We start from the raw sequence: 18,047 nt of genomic DNA on the forward strand, positions 1-18,047 counted from the left end.
CTTGACCAACGGACCTGAGTTGTTATTTTCAACTCTTACTATTATACAGACTTTTTCACCTTTGTCAACACCTTTTTTAATCTTTTTTAATTAATTTTACAACTGCTTCCGTTCGAGCTGTATGTGGAAACATATCGACCGACTGGATATAACGAAGATCATAGACTTCTACTAAGCGTACCAAATCACGAGCCAAGGTCGAAACATTGCAAGAAATATAGACCATTTTTTCTGGTACATAGGTAAGAATTGTATCTAATAGCTTGTCATCCAGACCTGTACGTGGAGGATCTACGATCAGAGCATCTGCTCGGTAGCCTTCCTTATACCAGCGAGGAATAATCTCTTCCGCTGTTCCTGCTTCGTAATGTGTGTTGTCAAATCCCATTCTTTTAGCATTTCGCTTAGCATCTTCAATGGCTTCTGGAATAATATCCATACCTCTGAGTGTTTTAACTTTCTTTGCGAAGGCAAATCCAATCGTTCCAACTCCACAATAAGCGTCAATTAAATGGTCTTCTTTATCAACATCCAGCGCTTTTACCGCCTCGCTATAGAGGACTTCTGTTTGTTCAGGATTTAGTTGATAGAATGCTCGAGGAGATAGTGAAAATTCATAATCGAGTACACCTTCTTGAATACTCTCTTCTCCCCAGATAATCTCTGTCTTTTCACCATAAATCTCACTGGTTTTAGCTGTATTTGTATTCACAGCTACTGTCACAACTTCTGGAAAATCTTTAACTAAGTCTTTCACTAGTTGGGTTAAATTAAGCTGACGATTTGTAACAATAATAATCTGAACCTGTCCAGTCTTTCTTGCTCGTCGAACCATTATAGTTCTAACACCTAGAACTTTTCTCTCATCCGTGATTGGAATCTGGTGATAAGTAAGTAATTCTGCTAGACGATTAGCAATCACTTGAGTTTCCTTATCTTGTACCAGGCAGTCTTTCAACTCTACTAAATAGTGGGAGTTTTGTGCATATAAGCCCGCCTTGACTTGATTTTTAAATTTTCGAGTCTGAAATTGTAACTTAGCACGGTAATATTTTGGTTCCTGCATACCAATTGTCGGACGAATTTCATAGTTTTCATATCCTGTAGGGGCAAATTTTTTCAGCGCTTGATAAAGCAAGTCCGTCTTGAACTCCAGCTGCTTATCATAATGCAGGTGCATGATTTGGCAGCCCCCGCACTCATTGTAAATAGTACAAGCTGGCACAACTCGAAATTTAGACTTCTTGTTTACCTTTAGTAATTTTGCTTCAACAAAGTTACGTTTAATAGAAGTAATCTGACAATAGATATCTTCTCCTTTGAGAGCACCCGGCACAAAGACTAAGGTTTTTTGATAAAAGCCGATTCCCTCACCATTAATTCCCATGCGCTTGATTTTTAATGGTATTTTTTGTTTCACTTTCAGATTCATACCCCTATCTTATCACATTTTGAGTTATAATAGAACTATGAAAATCACAAAACTTGAAAAGAAAAAAAGACTCTATCTGATGGAGCTTGATAATGGCGACAAATGCTACATTACTGAAGATACTATTGTTCGTTTTATGTTATCGAGAGATAAGGTGATAGGTGAAGAAGAATTAAAAGAGATTCAGGACTTTGCTCAATTTTCTTATGGTAAGAATCTAGCCCTCTACCACCTATCCTTTAAAGCTCGCACTGAAAAAGAAGTCAAAGAATATCTGAAAAAATACGATATTGATGAAAACATCGTTTCTCAAGTCATTGCTAATCTTAAAGAAGATAATTGGATTAATGATATCCAGTACGCTTATGCTATCATCAATGCCAATCAACTTTCAGGAGACAAGGGGCCTTATGTACTGACTCAGAAACTAACACAAAAAGGGATTTCAAAATCTACTATAGAAGAGATACTGAAAGAATTTGATTTTTCGGAAGTTGCTCAACGTGTAGCCAATAAACTATTGAAAAAATATGAAGGAAAGCTTCCTGCTCGTGCCTTGCAAGATAAGATAATCCAAAATCTGACCAACAAGGGGTTTTCCTATTCTGATGCTAAAAGTGCCTTTGACGAGTTGGATAGTCAAGTTGACCAAGAAACGACTCAGGAACTCATCTTCAAGGAACTTGATAAGCAATATGCTAAGTATGCTCGAAAGTATGAAGGATACGAACTTAAACAGCGTTTAACTCAAGTTTTAGCACGAAAGGGCTACGATTTTTCGGATATAGCAAGCGCTCTCAGAGAATATCTTTAATATTTTCATGTAAAATTCACAGATTTTAGGCAATTTTATGGTACAATAGTAAACGATAAACTTATAAATTGTAGAAAGTTGGTTAGTTATGAAACTTCCAAAAGAAGGCGACTTTATTACAATTCAAAGTTATAAGCATGATGGGAGTCTCCACCGAACTTGGCGGGACACCATGGTACTAAAAACAACAGAAAACGCCATTATTGGTGTCAACGATCATACACTGGTTACCGAAAGTGATGGTCGTCGTTGGGTTACTCGAGAACCGGCTATTGTTTACTTTCACAAGAAATATTGGTTTAATATCATTGCCATGATTCGCGATAATGGAATTTCCTACTATTGCAATATGGCTAGCCCCTACTATCTGGATGAAGAAGCTCTGAAGTATATTGATTACGATTTGGATGTTAAAATTTTTACAGATGGGGAAAAACGTCTCTTAGATGTTGAGGAGTACGAGCGTCACAAACGCAAAATGAATTATTCTGATGACTTGGACTATATTTTAAAAGAACATGTCAAAATTCTTGTTGATTGGATTAATAATGGACGTGGTCCTTTCTCAGAAGCCTATGTAAACATTTGGTACAAGCGCTATGTAGAACTAAAGAATCGGTAAAGTTGTCACACTGGGGTTAAGACCCCGGTTTTTTTATTTGAAAAACCCAGCTTGACAGCTGGGCTTATCCTTATATATCTAATTTTGTAACTGTAAATTTGATATGGGAATAGTCTTTATCAACATCCTTATCCAGCAAGAACGCTGTGGCGTCCTTCTTAACCTGAACCAGGTCAATGTTCTGGGCTTGGGCTGCATAAACGCATCCGCAATAACATTGACGGTAGATGTCATACTCTTCACACATCTCCACTGAACGTTTGTATCCTTGATTTTTCTTGAAATCACTTGGAAGATAGTGGGTTGTGTAAATTTTTTGCACATCGATTCCGATGCTGTTAATAGTTTGAGAATTCTTATGAGGACTAATAGTCAAGGCTGAACCAAAGTAGTCAAAGCCCAAATCCATAGCCACTTGCGCTGTCTTATCCAGTCGGTAGTCAAAGCAAACCTTGCAACGGTCGCCACCTTCTGGCTCTTCCTCTAGTCCTCTAACTAATTTTCGGTATTCATTTGGCTCGTAGGGAGCTTCTAGATACTGGACCGTATTTCCTGTCCGCTCATTGAAATCACTGACAAATTTCTTGGTAACATAGGCGCGCTTATGGTATTCTGCCTTGGGATGGATATTGGAATTGGCAAAATAGATTGTCACATCTGCATACTTAGTCAAATATTCTAGAGTATAGGTACTACAAGGGGCACAGCAAACATGCATGAGAATGGTTGGCCGTTGCTCATTTTTCTCCCATACTTGTACCATCTTCTGCATGACACGGTCATAATTAATCTTCTGATTGGGGTTCATCTTGCTCAGAATTTCTTCTACATCGATCATGTTCTTCTCCTTTTTCTAGTCTTATTTTATCATATAAGTTAGGAGAGCTCAATCCAATTTAGAAGTGAATAGTATAAAAAGAAGGGATATGCTTTCCCTTCTTTTGTGTTTTTTATAAGTTACTTTTACATCATCCCGCCCATCATGCTTGGATCGATTGCTGGAGCCGGAGCTGCTGGTTCTGGTTTATTAGCTACGACTGCTTCCGTAGTCAAAATCAAGCTGGCTACAGATGCTGCATTTTGTAGGGCTGAACGACTCACTTTAACTGGATCAATGATACCTTGATCAATCATATTGACCCACTCGCCAGTTGCTGCGTTGAAGCCTGTACCAAGCTCGGCATTTTTCAAACGATCGATAACGATAGATCCTTCAAATCCTGCATTGTGCGCAATCTGACGAACAGGTTCTTCCAAGGCACGGAGAACAATATTGCGGCCCGTTGCTTCGTCTCCTGTCAATTCCAAATCAGCTACGGCAGGGATAACATTTACAAGGGCTGTTCCACCACCTGCAACGATTCCTTCTTCAACAGCTGCACGAGTAGCGTTGAGGGCATCTTCAATGCGGAGTTTCATTTCTTTCAACTCAGTTTCAGTTGCAGCTCCGACCTTGATGACTGCAACACCACCTGACAATTTTGCCAAGCGTTCTTGCAATTTTTCACGGTCAAATTCAGAAGTTGTGGTTTCGATTTGAGACTTGATAACTGAAACACGGTGAGAAATCGCTTCAGGATTTCCAGCACCTTCTACGATAACAGTGCTATCTTTATCCACAGTTACTCTCGCTGCTTGACCAAGAGCTTCAATTGTCGCATCTTTCAACTCAAGACCTAGGTCTTCTGTGATAACTGTTCCGCCTGTTAAGATGGCTATATCTTCAAGCATGGCTTTGCGACGGTCACCAAAACCAGGTGCCTTGACTGCTACCACATTGAAGGTTCCACGAATCTTGTTCAAAACAAGAGTTGGAAGAGCCTCACCATCCACATCATCCGCAATAATCAAGAGTGGACGATTGCTTTGGAGAATGCTTTCTAGAAGTGGCAAGATTTCTTGGATATTTGAAATCTTCTTATCGGTAATCAAAATGTATGGATTTTCAAGATCAGCTACCATTTTTTCGCTATCTGTTACCATATACTGTGAAAGGTAACCACGGTCAAACTGCATTCCTTCTACGACTTCAAGCTCTGTTTCCATACCACGTGATTCTTCAATAGTGATAACTCCGTCTTTGCCAACTTTTTCCATGGCTTCAGAGATGTATTCACCGACTTTTTCAGAACGAGAAGAGACGGCAGCAACCTGAGCGATGGCTTCTTTATTGGCAACAGGGATGGCATTGTTTTTCAAGGCTTCTACTGCTGCGGCAACTGCTATTTCAATCCCACGACGAATGCCGATTGGGTTGGCACCCGCTGTGACGTTTTTGATTCCTTCACGGACAATTGCTTGGGTCAAGACTGTTGCAGTAGTTGTCCCATCACCTGCGATATCATTGGTTTTTGAAGCTACTTCTGATACCAATTTGGCACCCATATTTTCAAAATGGTCTTCCAACTCGATTTCTTTGGCAATGGTCACACCGTCATTGGTAATCAAGGGTGAACCAAATGACTTTTCAAGAACGACATTACGACCTTTTGGTCCCAAGGTTACTTTAACAGTGTCTGCAAGGATATCGACACCACGGACCATAGCTGAACGAGCATCTGATGAAAATTTAATTTCTTTTGACATACTTACTTTCTCCTTCTATTCTTCAATGATTGCCAAGATGTTAGCTTCGCCTACGATGATATACTTTTCATCACCATCTTTGACATCAAGACCTGCGTGGGCTTCAACTAAGACACGGTCTCCAGCCTTAACACTTGGAGCAACCAAGTCACCGTTCAAGGTACGAACACCCTGTCCAGTAGCCACAACTTTGGCTGTTTTAGTTTTTTCTTGGGCTGAACCTGCGAGGACAAAACCTCCAACAGTTTGTTCTTTTTCTTCGATTTTCAAGACCACACGGTCTCCTAATGGTTTCAACATCTGTTTTCCTCCATGATGAACTACATATTATTAGCACTCTTTATATCTGAGTGCTAATTTATAGTTCTATTGTATCACTTGGTCAGAAATAGTCAAGAAAAAAGTCTGACTTTCTCAAGATAAAAAGCCTGAGACCAACTCAGACTTTTTAATGCTTAAAATGGTAGTTCTTCCTCTTCCAAAACCAAGTCCGCTAAGTCTTGGCCTGCGTTATTTTCACGCATGGCACGTTGGGCGCGACTTTCCAAGAGTTGGAATCCTGTAACAAGAACTTCGGTCACATAGTTCATTTGACCATTTTTCTCAAAGCGACGTGTACGAAGTTCCCCATCAACGGAAATGAGACTTCCTTTAGTTGCATAGCTGGCCAAGGTTTCTGCTAGTCTGCCCCATAGGACAATGTTGACAAAATCAGCTTCACGTTCACCGTTTTGGTCTTTGTAACGACGGTTCACAGCGATAGTTGCTCGTGCTACTGACTTGTCATTGTTGGTTTTGTGCAATTCCGGTGTAGACGTTAAACGTCCAATCAAGATAACTTTATTATACATATTTTCTTCCTCCTACTTATCTATTCGCAGGAAATCAAAAAAAGTTACAGAAATTTGTAACTTTTCGAGGAAATTTTTTACTTTTTATGAATCATAAATCCTGTCGCCTGTTGATTGGCCATAATGGTCATATCTGTAATCTGCACACGGCGAGGTTGACTGGTCACATAGACCACTGTGTCTGCAATATCCTGAGCTTGCAAGGCCTCAATTCCCTGATAGACGGTCGCAGCACGCTCTTTGTCACCATGAAAACGTACTGTAGAGAAATCTGTTTCGACAATCCCTGGCTGAAGGGTAGTCACCTTGATATCCGTTGCGATGGTATCAATTCGCAGACCATCTGAAAAGGTCTTAACTGCTGCTTTGGTAGCTGAATAAACTGCTGCACCTGCATAGGCATAAATTCCTGCGGTTGACCCCATGTTGATGATATGTCCTTGATTGGCTTTTACCATTGCTGGCAAGAAACAGCGAGTGACTGCCATCAAACCTTTGATATTGGTATCCAGCATGGTCAACATATCCAGCTCTTCATAGTCCTGATAAGGTGCTAAACCTAGAGCCAAGCCTGCATTGTTGACCAGAATATCAATCTGACCTATCGTTTCTTGAATATCAGAGCAGACAGTCTTTACCATAGTCATATCCGTGACATCTAGTGGAAAAGTCCAAACTACTTGATTTGGAAAAGTTTCTGCAAACTCCGACTTAAGGGCTTCTAGTCTGTCTGTCCGTCGTCCAGTTAGAACGACATTCTCCCCCTGCTCCAAATAAGCACGCGCAATCGCTTCACCAATACCTGATGTCGCCCCTGTAATCACTACATTTTTTGCCATCTTATATCCTTCTATCTGGTCTATCAGATACTGACAATTTCTTAGGCAGTCCAGTGTTTAGCTGGGTCGAATGGTGTTCCGACAACTTGATCTTCTGATAATTCAATAATACCACGTTTTTGCGGAGCATTTGGCAGATGCAATTCACGAGGGCTACACATCATACCAAAACTCTTTTCGCCACGAAGTTCGCCTGGGAAAATGAGATTGCCTTTTGGCATCATAGCTCCCGGAAGAGCCACAATGGTTTTCAGACCGACACGCGCATTAGGAGCCCCTGCAACGATTTGTACTGTCTTGTCACTTGCGACTGCAACTTGGCAGATGTTGAGGTGGTCACTATCAGGATGAGCTACCATCTCGACAATCTCACCAACAACAAACTTAGGTTCCTTGTCATTGACAATTTCTTCTGTAAAACCTTCCGCCTGTAATTCTTGGTTCAAACGAGCGGCTTGCTCATCTGATAAAAAGACTTGACCGCGCTCTGCAATTTCAAATAAACTTGAAACTTCGAAAATATTCCAAGCTACTGTTTCCCCATTATCTTTTAGAAAAACACGGGCTACATTTCCTTTGCGTTCCACTTCCAGTTTGGCATCTCCGCTGTTTTTCACGATGACCATAAGGACATCACCGACATGTTCTTTGTTATATGTAAAAATCATTGTTTCCTTTTTCTCCTATTTCAATCCTGCTAAAAAGTCATTAATTTGTTGCTTGCTTTTACGGTCACGATTAACAAAACGGCCGATTTCCTTGTCCTTTTCTAGAACAACAAGGCTAGGGATTCCATAAACATCCCAAAGTTTGGCCAATTCTATATACTGGTCTCGGTCCACTCGAATAAAGGTGAACTCAGGATTGGTCTCCTCAATTTCTGGCAATGCAGGGTAGATATAACGACAATCGCCACACCAGTCCGCCACAAAAAGAAAGACCTTCTTCCCATCTTTTTCTACTAAAGATGCCAATTCTTCTAAACTTGCTGGTTGTATCATAAGACTTCCTCCTCATAGATCAGGTCTTCATTTTCATAGACAAAGGTATAATGACGGCCATCCTCAAAGATTACGCCACCAACCAAGCTCTCCAGACTACTTTCATAAACTTGAACATAGAGGGTCGCAATTTCCCCCATGTCTGAAAAATAGTCTCGCACAATCGCTGTCAACTCTTCCTGAGTCTTCCTGAGCTTACGGTCATCTGCAACTTTTTTCGTAGCAAGGGCAAGGCTCCCAATACCAAGCAGAGCCAGACCTGCCATCCACATCTTTTTAGCTTTCATACCATTCATTTTAACACAAAAAAGGCTTTAGGACAAATGAGGAAGCAGCAGAAAAACAAGTAAAAAGCCTCTTCCTTTAAGGAAAAGGACTTCTTATTCTTATTGCCAAGCTCCTGAGTTACCAACGTAGTAACCATCAGGCGTGTAGGTATTGCGAAGCATCTTACCTGATGAAGCCAGATAATACCACTTGCCATTATCTTTGATCCAATCATTCGCAATCATGGCACCAGAAGAACTTACATAATACCATTCTCCCTTGTCATAAACCCAAGCGCTTGCTTTCATAGCTCCTGAAGTTGATAAATAGTACCACTTGCCTTGGTCATAAAGCCAAGTGCTTGCTTTCATAGAGCCTGAAGTTGATAAATAGTACCACTTGCCTTGGTCGTAAAGCCAATCACTAGCAATCATAGCTCCTGATGATTTAAAGGCATACCAGTTGCCACCTTGATAAAGCCAAGTTTGATTGAACATGACTCCTTTATCATTCATAAAGTACCAAGTTCCCTTGTCTTTAACCCAAGCATTCTGCACTAATTGACCCTGTTTTTGATAGTACCAGTTTTGATTTGATTTTAGCCAACTTTCTGCTTTTACAATCGGATAAAGATCTTTGAAAGATCCTCCATCATCATATTTATGACTGATAGATTTTAGTTTTTCAAGTTTCAACTCGCCATTGTCATAGTCTGCCCAAGAAAAGATCTTTTGACCATTGACAGTCTCTGGTAAGGTAGCTGTGTAAGTCTTGGTTTGATAATCCCATTTAGCATCGAGGTAAGTGTATTGATCATTTGATTCTTCAATACGATAGTAACCTCTCTTTCCACTATCATTATGAATATCATCCACAACTTTCGTTGACCAGGTCTTTACTTCATTTCCGCTCTTGGCTTCTACCTTGATATCTCCTCTATAGCCATACGGAACATAGAAATTCAGGTAACGCCCCTCTACGCCCATCATAGACTTGTCCTTTTCTTGACCTAGGAAATTGACAGTTTGATCTTGACCATCGAGACTAACCGTCCACTCGATTTTCTCGGTTTTTGGCAAATCCAAGACTTTGATATCCACTTCATGACCATTGTTAAACCGAAGAATCTTGCCATCTTGATACTGCACTCCACACTTAACAACCCATTCTTCTTTAAGCTCAAATGCCTGCCCTGAATGAGGTGAAACAAGCAAAGCTAGACCAGCTAGAGACAAACCAAATAATGTGATTTTTTTCATCGTAGATCCTCCTTAGGATTTTTTATGTTAATTATATCACTATGTTTTTATTTTGCAACTCATATCCTAAATATGCAAGCAAAAAACCTCTGAGATTCTTCTCAAAGGTTCTGATTTTGCTAATTACTGTTCTCAACTGCTGCAGTCACAAAGGCAGTGTAGAGTTCTTCTGGACGGTTTGGACGACTTGAAAGTTCAGGGTGATACTGACACGCTACAAAGAATTTATTTTCAGGAATTTCCACGATTTCGACCAAACGATTGTCTGGAGAAACACCTGAGAAGACAAAACCTGCTGCCTCAAACTGCTCACGGAAGGCATTGTTAAACTCATAACGGTGACGGTGACGGCGTTGCACCACTTCTTGATTGTGATAAGCAGCTGCTGCCTTAGAGCCACGTTTCAACTTAGACGGATAAAGTCCCAAGCGAAGGGTTCCCCCCATATCCTCAACATCAATCTGATCACGCATGATATCAATGATAGGATATTTTGTTTCTGGTGCAAGCTCTGCAGAATTGGCACCTTCAAGACCCAAAACGTGACGAGCAAATTCGATACAAGTCAACTGCATTCCCAAGCATACACCCAACATTGGAACATCATTCTCACGCGCATAGCGAATAGCTTGGATTTTCCCTTCAGTACCACGTTGACCAAAACCACCTGGTACGATGATTCCGTCCGCATCAGACAAGAGTTCCGCCACATTCTCTGCTGTCACATCATTGGCATTGATCCAATTGATTTTAACTTCTGCGTCGTTGGCATAACCAGAGTGTTTCAAGGCTTCAACCACAGAAATGTAGGCATCTTGCAACTCCACATACTTACCGACAAGGGAAATTTTAACTTGTTTCTTGAGGTTCATGACCTTGTCCACCATAGCTGACCACTCTGTCATATCCGCTACTGGTGCGTCTAATTTCAAATGGTCACAGACAATTTGATCCATACCTTGAGCCTGCAAGTTCAATGGAATTTGGTAAAGGTGTTCGACATCCAAAGACTCGATAACGGCTTCTGGTGCCACATCACAGAACTGGGCCAGTTTATTTTTAATTCCTTGACCAGCTGGCTCTTCTGTACGAATAACCAACATATTTGGCTGGATTCCCAATCCACGCAATTCTTTGACAGAGTGTTGTGTTGGTTTGGTTTTCATTTCACCAGCTGCCTTGAGGTAAGGAAGCAAGGTTGTATGGATGTACATAACATTATCCGCACCCACATCTGCCTTCATCTGACGAAGGGCCTCTAGGAATGGCAAGGACTCGATATCTCCAACAGTTCCACCGACCTCTGTGATAATGACATCAGAATCAGTCGTTAGAGCGGCACGCTTGATTTTTTCTTTCAAAGCATCTGTGATATGAGGGATAACCTGGACAGTTGCCCCAAGGTATTCTCCACGGCGTTCTTTACGAAGAACTTCACTGTAGATTTTACCAGTTGTCACGTTGGAATATTTGTTGAGATTGATATCGATGAAACGTTCATAGTGACCCAAGTCCAAATCTGTCTCAGCTCCGTCATCTGTCACAAAAACTTCCCCGTGCTGGTAAGGGCTCATAGTTCCCGGATCGATATTGATATAAGGGTCAAACTTTTGAATGGTTACTTTGAGACCACGATTTTTCAAGAGACGGCCCAGACTCGCTGCAACAATCCCTTTCCCAATAGACGATACCACACCACCAGTTACAAAAATATATTTCGTAGACATAGATTCCTCTTTCTAAAATGCTCAAGGTCTTGTCAACTACGAGGGGACATAGAAAACAAGACCCTACTAATAAGAATAATCTGGAACGACTGCACCAGATTCACAACCAAAATACAAGAAGATAACTTCTTAAAAAACAAAAATAGCTCCCTAAGAACTAGGGAGCCCCGACCTCTAAAAGAGGTGCCCGAACAATATGATACCTAAAAATAGGATAATTGTCAATAGCTAACTTTTATTCCTCGACGTTTTCAGAATCATCGTCTGAAAACTCGTCGTCTTCTTCGTTGAGATCCACGTCTTCACCCAAATCATCAGGAGCAATTTCGTTGATTTCTGCATCATAAGCTTCCACTTCATTTTTCTCATCATCTGGATTTTCATCATCGTATGAAAGAGCAGGATCTGCTTCGTATGCATCTTCGTCTTCTGGGTCATCTGCATTGTAGTCAATAGCATCTGAATCGCCATCCATGAAGGCATTGACACGTTTTTTCTTAGCTTTTGGTGCTACTTCATCGTCGTCATTTTCTTCAAGAGCGATGATTTCTTCATCGATTTCGTCCACACCATACCATGAACGAAGCCCCCATTTGTTGTCTCCAAGTGAGATGAAGCTACCGTCAAAGTTCAACTCTGTGTAGAACAAAGGCAAGGCTTCGCGGATATCGCTGTTTGATGTTCCAAGGTAGTTTTGAATTTCGTTTACAAGATCGCTAAAATGCATCTCGTGATCGCGACCACGAAGTTCCAAGATAGCACGCGCTACCTCAATCATAGATAGTTCACTTTTTTCTTGCCCAGCAAATACTTCTAATTCCAAAGCGTTTCTCCTCATTTATACTACTATCGCCAGAGCGAACAGACTCTGACCTCATTTTATCATTTACTCTTTATTTTACGATAATTTTGCAGAATAGTCAAAGGTTAAGAAAAAATAAAGGTGAAATATTTCAGCTAATTGAAAGATCTGTATAACATGACCACAGGTATATTGATTTATTTATAACTCAAGGCTGCAACTCCAATACCAACCACAAACTGCAAGAGGATTCCTACAGAGATAAAGGATTATTTGTTGCGTCAAATCAAGTAAAAAATCATTTCAGGTCCTGCCAGTAACTTCATTTTCTTTCCTTTATTTCATTTTACCTAGAATAGTGAAAAATCCTTCTCTTGTTAATGAGTTTCATAAGAAAAAGGCTGGAGAATCCAACCTTCTCTATTTATTCAGCTAAGAGTACTTCTTTGATGGTTTGCTTTTGGAGTTTTCTGTTGGATAGATAAAAGAGGCTTTCATAAACCACAGCAAAACCGATCAAAGTCCAGAAGCAAACATTCCCATCAAAGTGATGCTCAATCTTTTCAGGAACCGTATCTTTGATCACACCAATCAAGATTTCCATGATAGCATACTGATAAGCCGTCCCAAGAACAAATCCTAGATAGGCCCAGAAACGATAGGGAGATAGGATATGACCTTGGCATTCACGATCTGTGTAGCCAAAAGCCTTCATAAGAGTCAGGGTTTCGCGACTTTCTGAGACGACAATCCCCAATGACAAAAAGAGAATAGAGAAAGAAAGGATCAAGCCAATCATGATCATCATGGTTTGGATGATGTCATCTATGTAGCCCCTTAGACCAAAGGACAATTGAACCATGGCCGCAAAACACATAGAGCCAAAGACTACAAAAAACAGGATAGATTTTCTCCCCAAAATTAGTGACAAAGACAGCTCTGTTAGGAAGTCTTTCTCTTTCTTAGGAGACCTCTTTCTCCTTTTGACCTTGATTGGTGTTGGGGACTTTTTCAATAAGCGAAGAGCAGGCGTTTGTAGTTGTCTTCTAGCATAACCAACCGCGATAAGCATAAAAAATGCCGTTGGAAGGACCACAAAAGCAAGCAAGAGCTGCCAATGAAAATGAATGGTGATTTCTGGCAGGATCCCCTTTTCATTCCGGAAGTCATAAAAATGCCCCATCATAAGAAAAGAAGCGAAATAGCCAAGAAGCGCTCCGGCACCAAAACTGAGCCCAAATGCCCAAAATCGTTTAGCCAACAGGCCATTGCTATAACCCAAAGCCTTTAAAATTCCTAATTGTTCCTTGTGATCATCGACAAATTGTTTGATATAAAAACACATGAGAAGGACCGACGTCAAGGACAAGACGACTCCACTGACCATGGCCACCATCCAAGAAAGCGAAATCTGAACATCATAGTAGGTCTGAATCATGGGATTGGTTTTAGAAATCTCCAACTGCTCGATGTCCAAGTAAAAATTCAAGAAAAGATTGGCCACAAAGACCGCACAAGCCCCAATTATACTGACGACAACTAATTTTCGAATATCTTTTACTGAAAACATGGCTTACCATCCAATCTCATAAGCAGTCTGAGGCTGATCATTGGTCACAACTTCGGTAATCTTGCCACTATTGACACGAATGATGGTTCTTGCCATATCCGCAATATTTTGATTGTGCGTCACCATGATGAGGGTCAAACCAAGCTTTTCCTTTAACTCCCAGATATAGTCGAGAATCTTGCGCCCCGTTTCTTCATCCAGGGCTCCCGTCGGCTCATCTAAGAAAAGAATCTCTGGCTTTTTGGCCAAGGCCCGAGCAATGGAGACTCTCTGTTGTTCCCCACCTGACAATTCACTCGGATACTTGTCCAGCTTATCGCCAAGTCCCAAATCCTCGATAATCTGCAAAAAATCATGATTGTTTGCCAGGTCTGCCCCCATCTTTACATTCTGTCTGACTGTTAGATTAGGCAATAAATAATACTGCTGAAAAATAAAGGCAATCTTCTCACGTCTAAAGGCTGTCAATTGAGTATCTGTTAGTTGAGCCAAATCCTGTCCTTGAATGAGGATATGTCCCTCGTCTACCTTTTCTAAACCTGACAGAACGTTTAAGAGAGTTGACTTGCCTGATCCAGAAGGACCGAGGATAACCACATCATCCTGGTCTTGAATCTGCAAATCAATCCCTTTTAAAACCTTGGTTTGGCCGTAACTTTTGTGCACATTTTCTAGTTGAATCATTTCTTTCCTACCATTTCTTTGATGAGAGATTGACAAACCTCTGTCAGTAATCCAATCACTTCTTCCATGCTGAATTGATAAATGCCAGAAGCAACCATTGAGGCCATCCCGTGCGAGTAGATAAATAGATGCTGGTACAAGCGACCAGCCTCCTCTACATTCAAAGGATAGTCTGCGACGATCGAATCCAGAACCAATTGGTAACTATGATCCTTCATGGGAAGAAAATCTTGAAAGCGACGAATCGGATCTTTGCTGGGATTTTGGAAAAGCAATTGAAAGAGTTGGGGGTCTTTTGAGGCAAAAAGGATATAAGCAACCCCGACGGATCGAAAAGGCTTCTCATCTTCTAAGGCCTTACGAATATACTCCACCACGACCATTTCCGCAGCACTAATAACCTCTGCTTGTAACTCGGCCATATTGGCAAATTGCCCAAAAATGACTCTTGGTGTGGCTCCCAGTTGCTCCGCTAATGCTCGAGCCGTCAAACTAGTCATGCCCTCTTCTCTCACCAATTGTAAAGCTGTCCCAATGATAGCCTCTTTACTAAATTTAACCTTTGGTGGCATAAGACTCCTTTTGCGCAACATTAGTTGCGCAACACTTGTTGCATAAAGAATACCATAAAAAAGAAAGACTTGTCAAGAAAAAACTGTAAAACACAAAACAAAAAGACAGCGAACTTTTTATTTCTTTGCTACCCAGCCGATGGCATCGATTGGTGGGTTCTCGGTATCAATCCAGATGAATTCAATGCCGATTTCGCCATTTTTAAACTTAGTCAAACGAATACCGTTGATTTCCAGTTCATTGAGTCGCTGGCCTGTCAAGACTTCTCGTTCCTGTAGTTGGAAAACACCACGTAAGATCCAATTGCCAAGAATTTCTTGCTTATCAGTTGACTGAATTGCCTTTCCAGCTTCTTGATTTATATAGGCGTTAATAACATCACCAGAAGATAAAAAGCGTAGTTTAAAAGTTCTTTCTTCTTTAGATAAAGCCAATTTTTTAGTTCCAGGTTCAAAAGTCCCGAAGCCTGGCCCAAAGAAATCTGGTCTTTCATCGTGAAAGTTTTTCGAGTCAGGCAGAGGAATGTAAACTTCACTAACTGGACGATAAACCAGCTGTTCAATTTCTTTAATGAATCTTTCATTACCAGTCTCGTGGACAAAGTTTATCAAATCCTTACGAATCGCCTTCATCTGAGCTTTTTCTTCCTTGCTAGTCCACTTTTTCAAGAGGATTTCTTCTAAAGAGAAGGTCACAAAAGCTAGTTCTTCTGGAGTAAGACTATCCTTAAATTTATCCTGAATTTTTAAAATCCGTGGTAAGCGATCTTTTTTGGCTAATTTTGAACCGCCGTTAAAGGCATTGAAGCCAGAGTTTTCTTCCACATTTCCATGTTTGTCTGTAATAACCCAAGACACTGTTTCTAAGATATCGGTTTTATCCTTTTCAGCTGTCAGTAAATGAAGGTTTTCAAAGAGAGAAAAAGGATCTTCAATATAATGGACGTCCCAAGTATCTACCACAATGTCTTTATTGTTAAAAGTCATGTGGAGCTGGCTGTCAGCCGCTGTATACTTGTAGTGGTGTTGCCCATCCGTAAATCGAAAATTGGTTGGATTGTTTTTGGTGGTAGAACCTTCAATGACCAGGTTATCAATATCGACTGGTAAATAAGATGTTTCACCAACAAAAATCTTAGGATTTTCTCCCTTTGGTGTCGACATCAAAACGTGATAAACAGCTTCAACATTGACCGAATCTGAGTTAAAACCCTTTATTTGTGCCTTAGAAGATTCGATTCTCTGATTTCTCAAAGTCGCAATTTTTCGTGCCAACTCTTCATAGCGTTGATAGTTTTTCTTATCTGCTGTTTCTTTATCTGCTGAAATATCTGCATGGAATTTGATATCACCCAACAATTCCGTCCAAGATTGAGAATCTTTCTTAAACTGAGCGATTTTTTGGTCTCCAGAATTAATCCCAAAAGACTTGATACCTACTAGGTATTTATGATTTTCATCCACAACGACAGAAGCATCATAGGAGGTATTGGCGATATCTTCCCCAACGGCATTAAAGGATTTTTGAAAAACAGTCTCCTGAAATTTGGAGTTGACAATCGGAGCAACATAATTCTCTGTTTGTCCCTCGTCTTCAGATTCTGCCTTTTGAGAGAAAGCTTGGCTCAAGCTAGCGAAGTTGGTAATTAAGGTTTTGTATTTGTCTTTTTGTTCAGACTTTAGATGTTCCCACATAAGCACCCTCTTTTCTATTTTCAGTATATCAAAAGAAGATTAGTTTTTCACTAACCCTCTTATATATTCGTTAATTAATACTGTAAAATTCGAGATTTCCTCGTTTTTTTACCAATTTTAAATAATCTTCATCTGATAAAAGGGCTAGTCCATCATCATAAGCCTTGATTTTTTCAAGAGCTTGGTCATAGCTATCCACAAATTCCTTGACATAAGACTGGCCTTCAAATTGACCATTCATCTTAGTATAGATAATGGCGAATTTTCCTGAGCGATCCAGTTGAGATTGCCCTTGGCTTTCGTTTAAGGCCTTGGAAACATTTTCCGCGATGCGTTTAATCACGGGAACGACTACGCTATTTCCAGCTTGTTTATATAGCTGACCATTGGAAACCCCTTCCGGGATTTTAAAGGATTTAGGATAGCCTTGAACGTTAAAGGTTTCTTTTGGAGTTAACTTACGAATCTCACCACTGTCCGTCAGGATCAATGGAACATTGTGTCCACCTGTTCCCATATTGGCTGTTAGGGTAGGGACAACACCGTTTTTATTTTCACGGACATACTGACGGCGCCACTGGTAAACCGTATCTTGGCTAGTCACTTCAAACTTCAACTGGTCATAGAAATTCTGCTTACCTTCACGGTAGTAGTAGATCTCGTCTAGTTGATCACCAAAGTTAATCACATCCTGAAGAGTCGTAGTCAACCTGATTTCCTCTGGGAATTCAAACAAGTCATAAGCTTCCTTGGTATCAAAACCAACGATGTAGATCCGCTCACGGTTTTGTGGGATATTTCCATAGTCTTTTCCGTTGAGAACCTTCCACTTGATAAAGTAGTTGTTCTCGGTCAAGGCTTCACGGATGACCTTGAAGGTATTGCCATGGTCATGACCGACCATGTTTTTGACGTTTTCGATGAAAATAGCGCGAGGTTTGCATCCCTCAATCATGCGAAGCAACTCAAAGAAAAGATCGCCACGATCATCATCAAAGCCCTTACGGTAACCCGCAATACTAAAGGCCTGACAAGGGAAACCACCCATAATCACATCCACGCGCTCAGCTGGAATATCCTTTGGCTGAACATCGTGAATATCACGACCGTCCAAATGAGTATCTGGATGGTTTAACTGATAAGTCTGACGCGCATACTTATCAAATTCATTGGCATACACCACTCTGAACTCGTTGGTCTGTTCAAATCCCAACTCAATTCCCCCAACACCTGAGAAGAAAGCTGCAATGTTGTACTTCTCAGGTCGGTTCGAACTTACAGAATTTGTCATGTAGTAACCTGCTTTCTAAAATATATTAAAAAGGA

Annotated in this window: 19 protein-coding genes; 2 read left to right on the plus strand and 17 right to left on the minus strand. The window is 40.7% G+C overall.

Going from position 1 to position 18,047, the window contains the following annotated elements; genetic code table 11:
• Positions 1–76: 76 nt before the first annotated feature.
• Entirely contained in the window at positions 77–1,432 is a 1,356-nt protein-coding gene (gene rlmD / locus CBI42_RS06675; RefSeq protein WP_094753568.1) for a 23S rRNA (uracil(1939)-C(5))-methyltransferase RlmD, read from the minus strand.
• A gap of 37 nt (positions 1,433–1,469) precedes the next feature.
• On the opposite strand from rlmD, the gene recX reads away from it, so the two are divergent.
• Positions 1,470–2,246, plus strand: coding sequence for a recombination regulator RecX (recX, locus tag CBI42_RS06680; protein WP_094753569.1), 777 nt, complete (start codon positions 1,470–1,472; stop codon positions 2,244–2,246).
• Positions 2,247–2,334: 88 nt separating this feature from the next.
• Positions 2,335–2,868 (plus strand): nucleoside tri-diphosphate phosphatase, encoded by a 534-nt coding sequence (ntdP, locus tag CBI42_RS06685; protein ID WP_000775316.1) that lies wholly within the window; start codon positions 2,335–2,337, stop codon positions 2,866–2,868.
• A 70-nt stretch (positions 2,869–2,938) separates the two neighbouring features.
• Here the strand turns inward: ntdP and CBI42_RS06690 are convergent, their stop codons facing one another.
• The 16 genes from CBI42_RS06690 to CBI42_RS06765 all read right to left on the minus strand — a co-directional run bounded on the left by CBI42_RS06690 (position 2,939) and on the right by CBI42_RS06765 (position 18,012).
• The gene (locus CBI42_RS06690) at positions 2,939–3,706 is read right to left on the minus strand and encodes an epoxyqueuosine reductase QueH (protein WP_049493595.1); all 768 of its coding nucleotides are present in this window, start codon (positions 3,704–3,706) and stop codon (positions 2,939–2,941) included.
• Between the two features lie 125 nt (positions 3,707–3,831).
• A complete protein-coding gene (gene groL, locus CBI42_RS06695; RefSeq protein WP_094753570.1) occupies positions 3,832–5,454 on the minus strand; it encodes a chaperonin GroEL in 1,623 nt (540 codons plus the stop codon).
• A 15-nt stretch (positions 5,455–5,469) separates the two neighbouring features.
• Positions 5,470–5,754, minus strand: a complete 285-nt coding sequence (gene groES, locus CBI42_RS06700; RefSeq protein ID WP_000917315.1) for a co-chaperone GroES — start codon at positions 5,752–5,754, stop codon at positions 5,470–5,472.
• A gap of 155 nt (positions 5,755–5,909) precedes the next feature.
• Positions 5,910–6,305 (minus strand): single-stranded DNA-binding protein, encoded by a 396-nt coding sequence (locus tag CBI42_RS06705; RefSeq protein ID WP_000282434.1) that lies wholly within the window; start codon positions 6,303–6,305, stop codon positions 5,910–5,912.
• A 77-nt stretch (positions 6,306–6,382) separates the two neighbouring features.
• On the minus strand, positions 6,383–7,144 hold the full coding sequence (locus tag CBI42_RS06710) for an SDR family NAD(P)-dependent oxidoreductase (protein ID WP_094753571.1): 762 nt from the start codon (positions 7,142–7,144) through the stop codon (positions 6,383–6,385).
• 41 nt (positions 7,145–7,185) lie between these two features.
• Positions 7,186–7,812: a YtpR family tRNA-binding protein gene (ytpR, locus tag CBI42_RS06715; protein ID WP_094753572.1), complete on the minus strand. Its 627-nt coding sequence runs from the start codon at positions 7,810–7,812 to the stop codon at positions 7,186–7,188.
• A gap of 15 nt (positions 7,813–7,827) precedes the next feature.
• Positions 7,828–8,145: a thioredoxin family protein gene (locus CBI42_RS06720; RefSeq protein ID WP_094753573.1), complete on the minus strand. Its 318-nt coding sequence runs from the start codon at positions 8,143–8,145 to the stop codon at positions 7,828–7,830.
• Positions 8,142–8,441: a DUF4651 domain-containing protein gene (locus CBI42_RS06725; protein ID WP_094753574.1), complete on the minus strand. Its 300-nt coding sequence runs from the start codon at positions 8,439–8,441 to the stop codon at positions 8,142–8,144. The genes CBI42_RS06720 and CBI42_RS06725 overlap by 4 nt, the downstream gene beginning before the upstream one ends.
• Before the next feature lie 90 nt (positions 8,442–8,531).
• Positions 8,532–9,671: an N-acetylmuramoyl-L-alanine amidase family protein gene (locus CBI42_RS06730; protein ID WP_179211376.1), complete on the minus strand. Its 1,140-nt coding sequence runs from the start codon at positions 9,669–9,671 to the stop codon at positions 8,532–8,534.
• A gap of 119 nt (positions 9,672–9,790) precedes the next feature.
• On the minus strand, positions 9,791–11,398 hold the full coding sequence (locus CBI42_RS06735) for a CTP synthase (protein ID WP_000105246.1): 1,608 nt from the start codon (positions 11,396–11,398) through the stop codon (positions 9,791–9,793).
• Positions 11,399–11,633: 235 nt separating this feature from the next.
• Positions 11,634–12,221 carry a DNA-directed RNA polymerase subunit delta gene (rpoE, locus tag CBI42_RS06740; protein ID WP_042750234.1) on the minus strand — a complete coding sequence of 196 codons (588 nt, stop codon included), beginning with the start codon at positions 12,219–12,221 and terminating at the stop codon, positions 11,634–11,636.
• A 403-nt stretch (positions 12,222–12,624) separates the two neighbouring features.
• Positions 12,625–13,770 carry an FtsX-like permease family protein gene (locus tag CBI42_RS06745; RefSeq protein WP_060627107.1) on the minus strand — a complete coding sequence of 382 codons (1,146 nt, stop codon included), beginning with the start codon at positions 13,768–13,770 and terminating at the stop codon, positions 12,625–12,627.
• A gap of 3 nt (positions 13,771–13,773) precedes the next feature.
• Entirely contained in the window at positions 13,774–14,454 is a 681-nt protein-coding gene (locus CBI42_RS06750) for an ABC transporter ATP-binding protein (RefSeq protein ID WP_049543830.1), read from the minus strand.
• A complete protein-coding gene (locus CBI42_RS06755) occupies positions 14,451–15,026 on the minus strand; it encodes a TetR/AcrR family transcriptional regulator (RefSeq protein WP_049543828.1) in 576 nt (191 codons plus the stop codon). Before CBI42_RS06755 ends, CBI42_RS06750 begins: the two co-directional genes overlap by 4 nt.
• Before the next feature lie 117 nt (positions 15,027–15,143).
• Positions 15,144–16,721, minus strand: coding sequence for a hypothetical protein (locus CBI42_RS12795; protein ID WP_179211377.1), 1,578 nt, complete (start codon positions 16,719–16,721; stop codon positions 15,144–15,146).
• Positions 16,722–16,791: 70 nt separating this feature from the next.
• Complete coding sequence (locus CBI42_RS06765; RefSeq protein WP_094753575.1) at positions 16,792–18,012, minus strand: DNA cytosine methyltransferase; 1,221 nt, start codon at positions 18,010–18,012, stop codon at positions 16,792–16,794.
• Positions 18,013–18,047: the final 35 nt, after the last annotated feature.

The sequence above is a fragment of the Streptococcus sp. KR genome, from assembly GCF_002238115.1.
GTDB lineage: Bacteria > Bacillota > Bacilli > Lactobacillales > Streptococcaceae > Streptococcus.

Excerpts from the sequence above, each read along its gene's own strand:
- rlmD (WP_094753568.1), bottom strand. The coding sequence starts at position 1,432 with ATGAATCTGAAAGTGAAACAAAAAATACCATTAAAAATCAAGCGCATG.
- recX (WP_094753569.1), top strand. The coding sequence starts at position 1,470 with ATGAAAATCACAAAACTTGAAAAGAAAAAAAGACTCTATCTGATGGAG.
- ntdP (WP_000775316.1), top strand. The coding sequence starts at position 2,335 with ATGAAACTTCCAAAAGAAGGCGACTTTATTACAATTCAAAGTTATAAG.
- CBI42_RS06690 (WP_049493595.1), bottom strand. The coding sequence starts at position 3,706 with ATGATCGATGTAGAAGAAATTCTGAGCAAGATGAACCCCAATCAGAAG.
- groL (WP_094753570.1), bottom strand. The coding sequence starts at position 5,454 with ATGTCAAAAGAAATTAAATTTTCATCAGATGCTCGTTCAGCTATGGTC.
- groES (WP_000917315.1), bottom strand. The coding sequence starts at position 5,754 with ATGTTGAAACCATTAGGAGACCGTGTGGTCTTGAAAATCGAAGAAAAA.
- CBI42_RS06705 (WP_000282434.1), bottom strand. The coding sequence starts at position 6,305 with ATGTATAATAAAGTTATCTTGATTGGACGTTTAACGTCTACACCGGAA.
- CBI42_RS06710 (WP_094753571.1), bottom strand. The coding sequence starts at position 7,144 with ATGGCAAAAAATGTAGTGATTACAGGGGCGACATCAGGTATTGGTGAA.
- ytpR (WP_094753572.1), bottom strand. The coding sequence starts at position 7,812 with ATGATTTTTACATATAACAAAGAACATGTCGGTGATGTCCTTATGGTC.
- CBI42_RS06720 (WP_094753573.1), bottom strand. The coding sequence starts at position 8,145 with ATGATACAACCAGCAAGTTTAGAAGAATTGGCATCTTTAGTAGAAAAA.
- CBI42_RS06725 (WP_094753574.1), bottom strand. The coding sequence starts at position 8,441 with ATGAATGGTATGAAAGCTAAAAAGATGTGGATGGCAGGTCTGGCTCTG.
- CBI42_RS06730 (WP_179211376.1), bottom strand. The coding sequence starts at position 9,671 with ATGAAAAAAATCACATTATTTGGTTTGTCTCTAGCTGGTCTAGCTTTG.
- CBI42_RS06735 (WP_000105246.1), bottom strand. The coding sequence starts at position 11,398 with ATGTCTACGAAATATATTTTTGTAACTGGTGGTGTGGTATCGTCTATT.
- CBI42_RS06745 (WP_060627107.1), bottom strand. The coding sequence starts at position 13,770 with ATGTTTTCAGTAAAAGATATTCGAAAATTAGTTGTCGTCAGTATAATT.
- CBI42_RS06750 (WP_049543830.1), bottom strand. The coding sequence starts at position 14,454 with ATGATTCAACTAGAAAATGTGCACAAAAGTTACGGCCAAACCAAGGTT.
- CBI42_RS06755 (WP_049543828.1), bottom strand. The coding sequence starts at position 15,026 with ATGCCACCAAAGGTTAAATTTAGTAAAGAGGCTATCATTGGGACAGCT.
- CBI42_RS12795 (WP_179211377.1), bottom strand. The coding sequence starts at position 16,721 with ATGTGGGAACATCTAAAGTCTGAACAAAAAGACAAATACAAAACCTTA.
- CBI42_RS06765 (WP_094753575.1), bottom strand. The coding sequence starts at position 18,012 with ATGACAAATTCTGTAAGTTCGAACCGACCTGAGAAGTACAACATTGCA.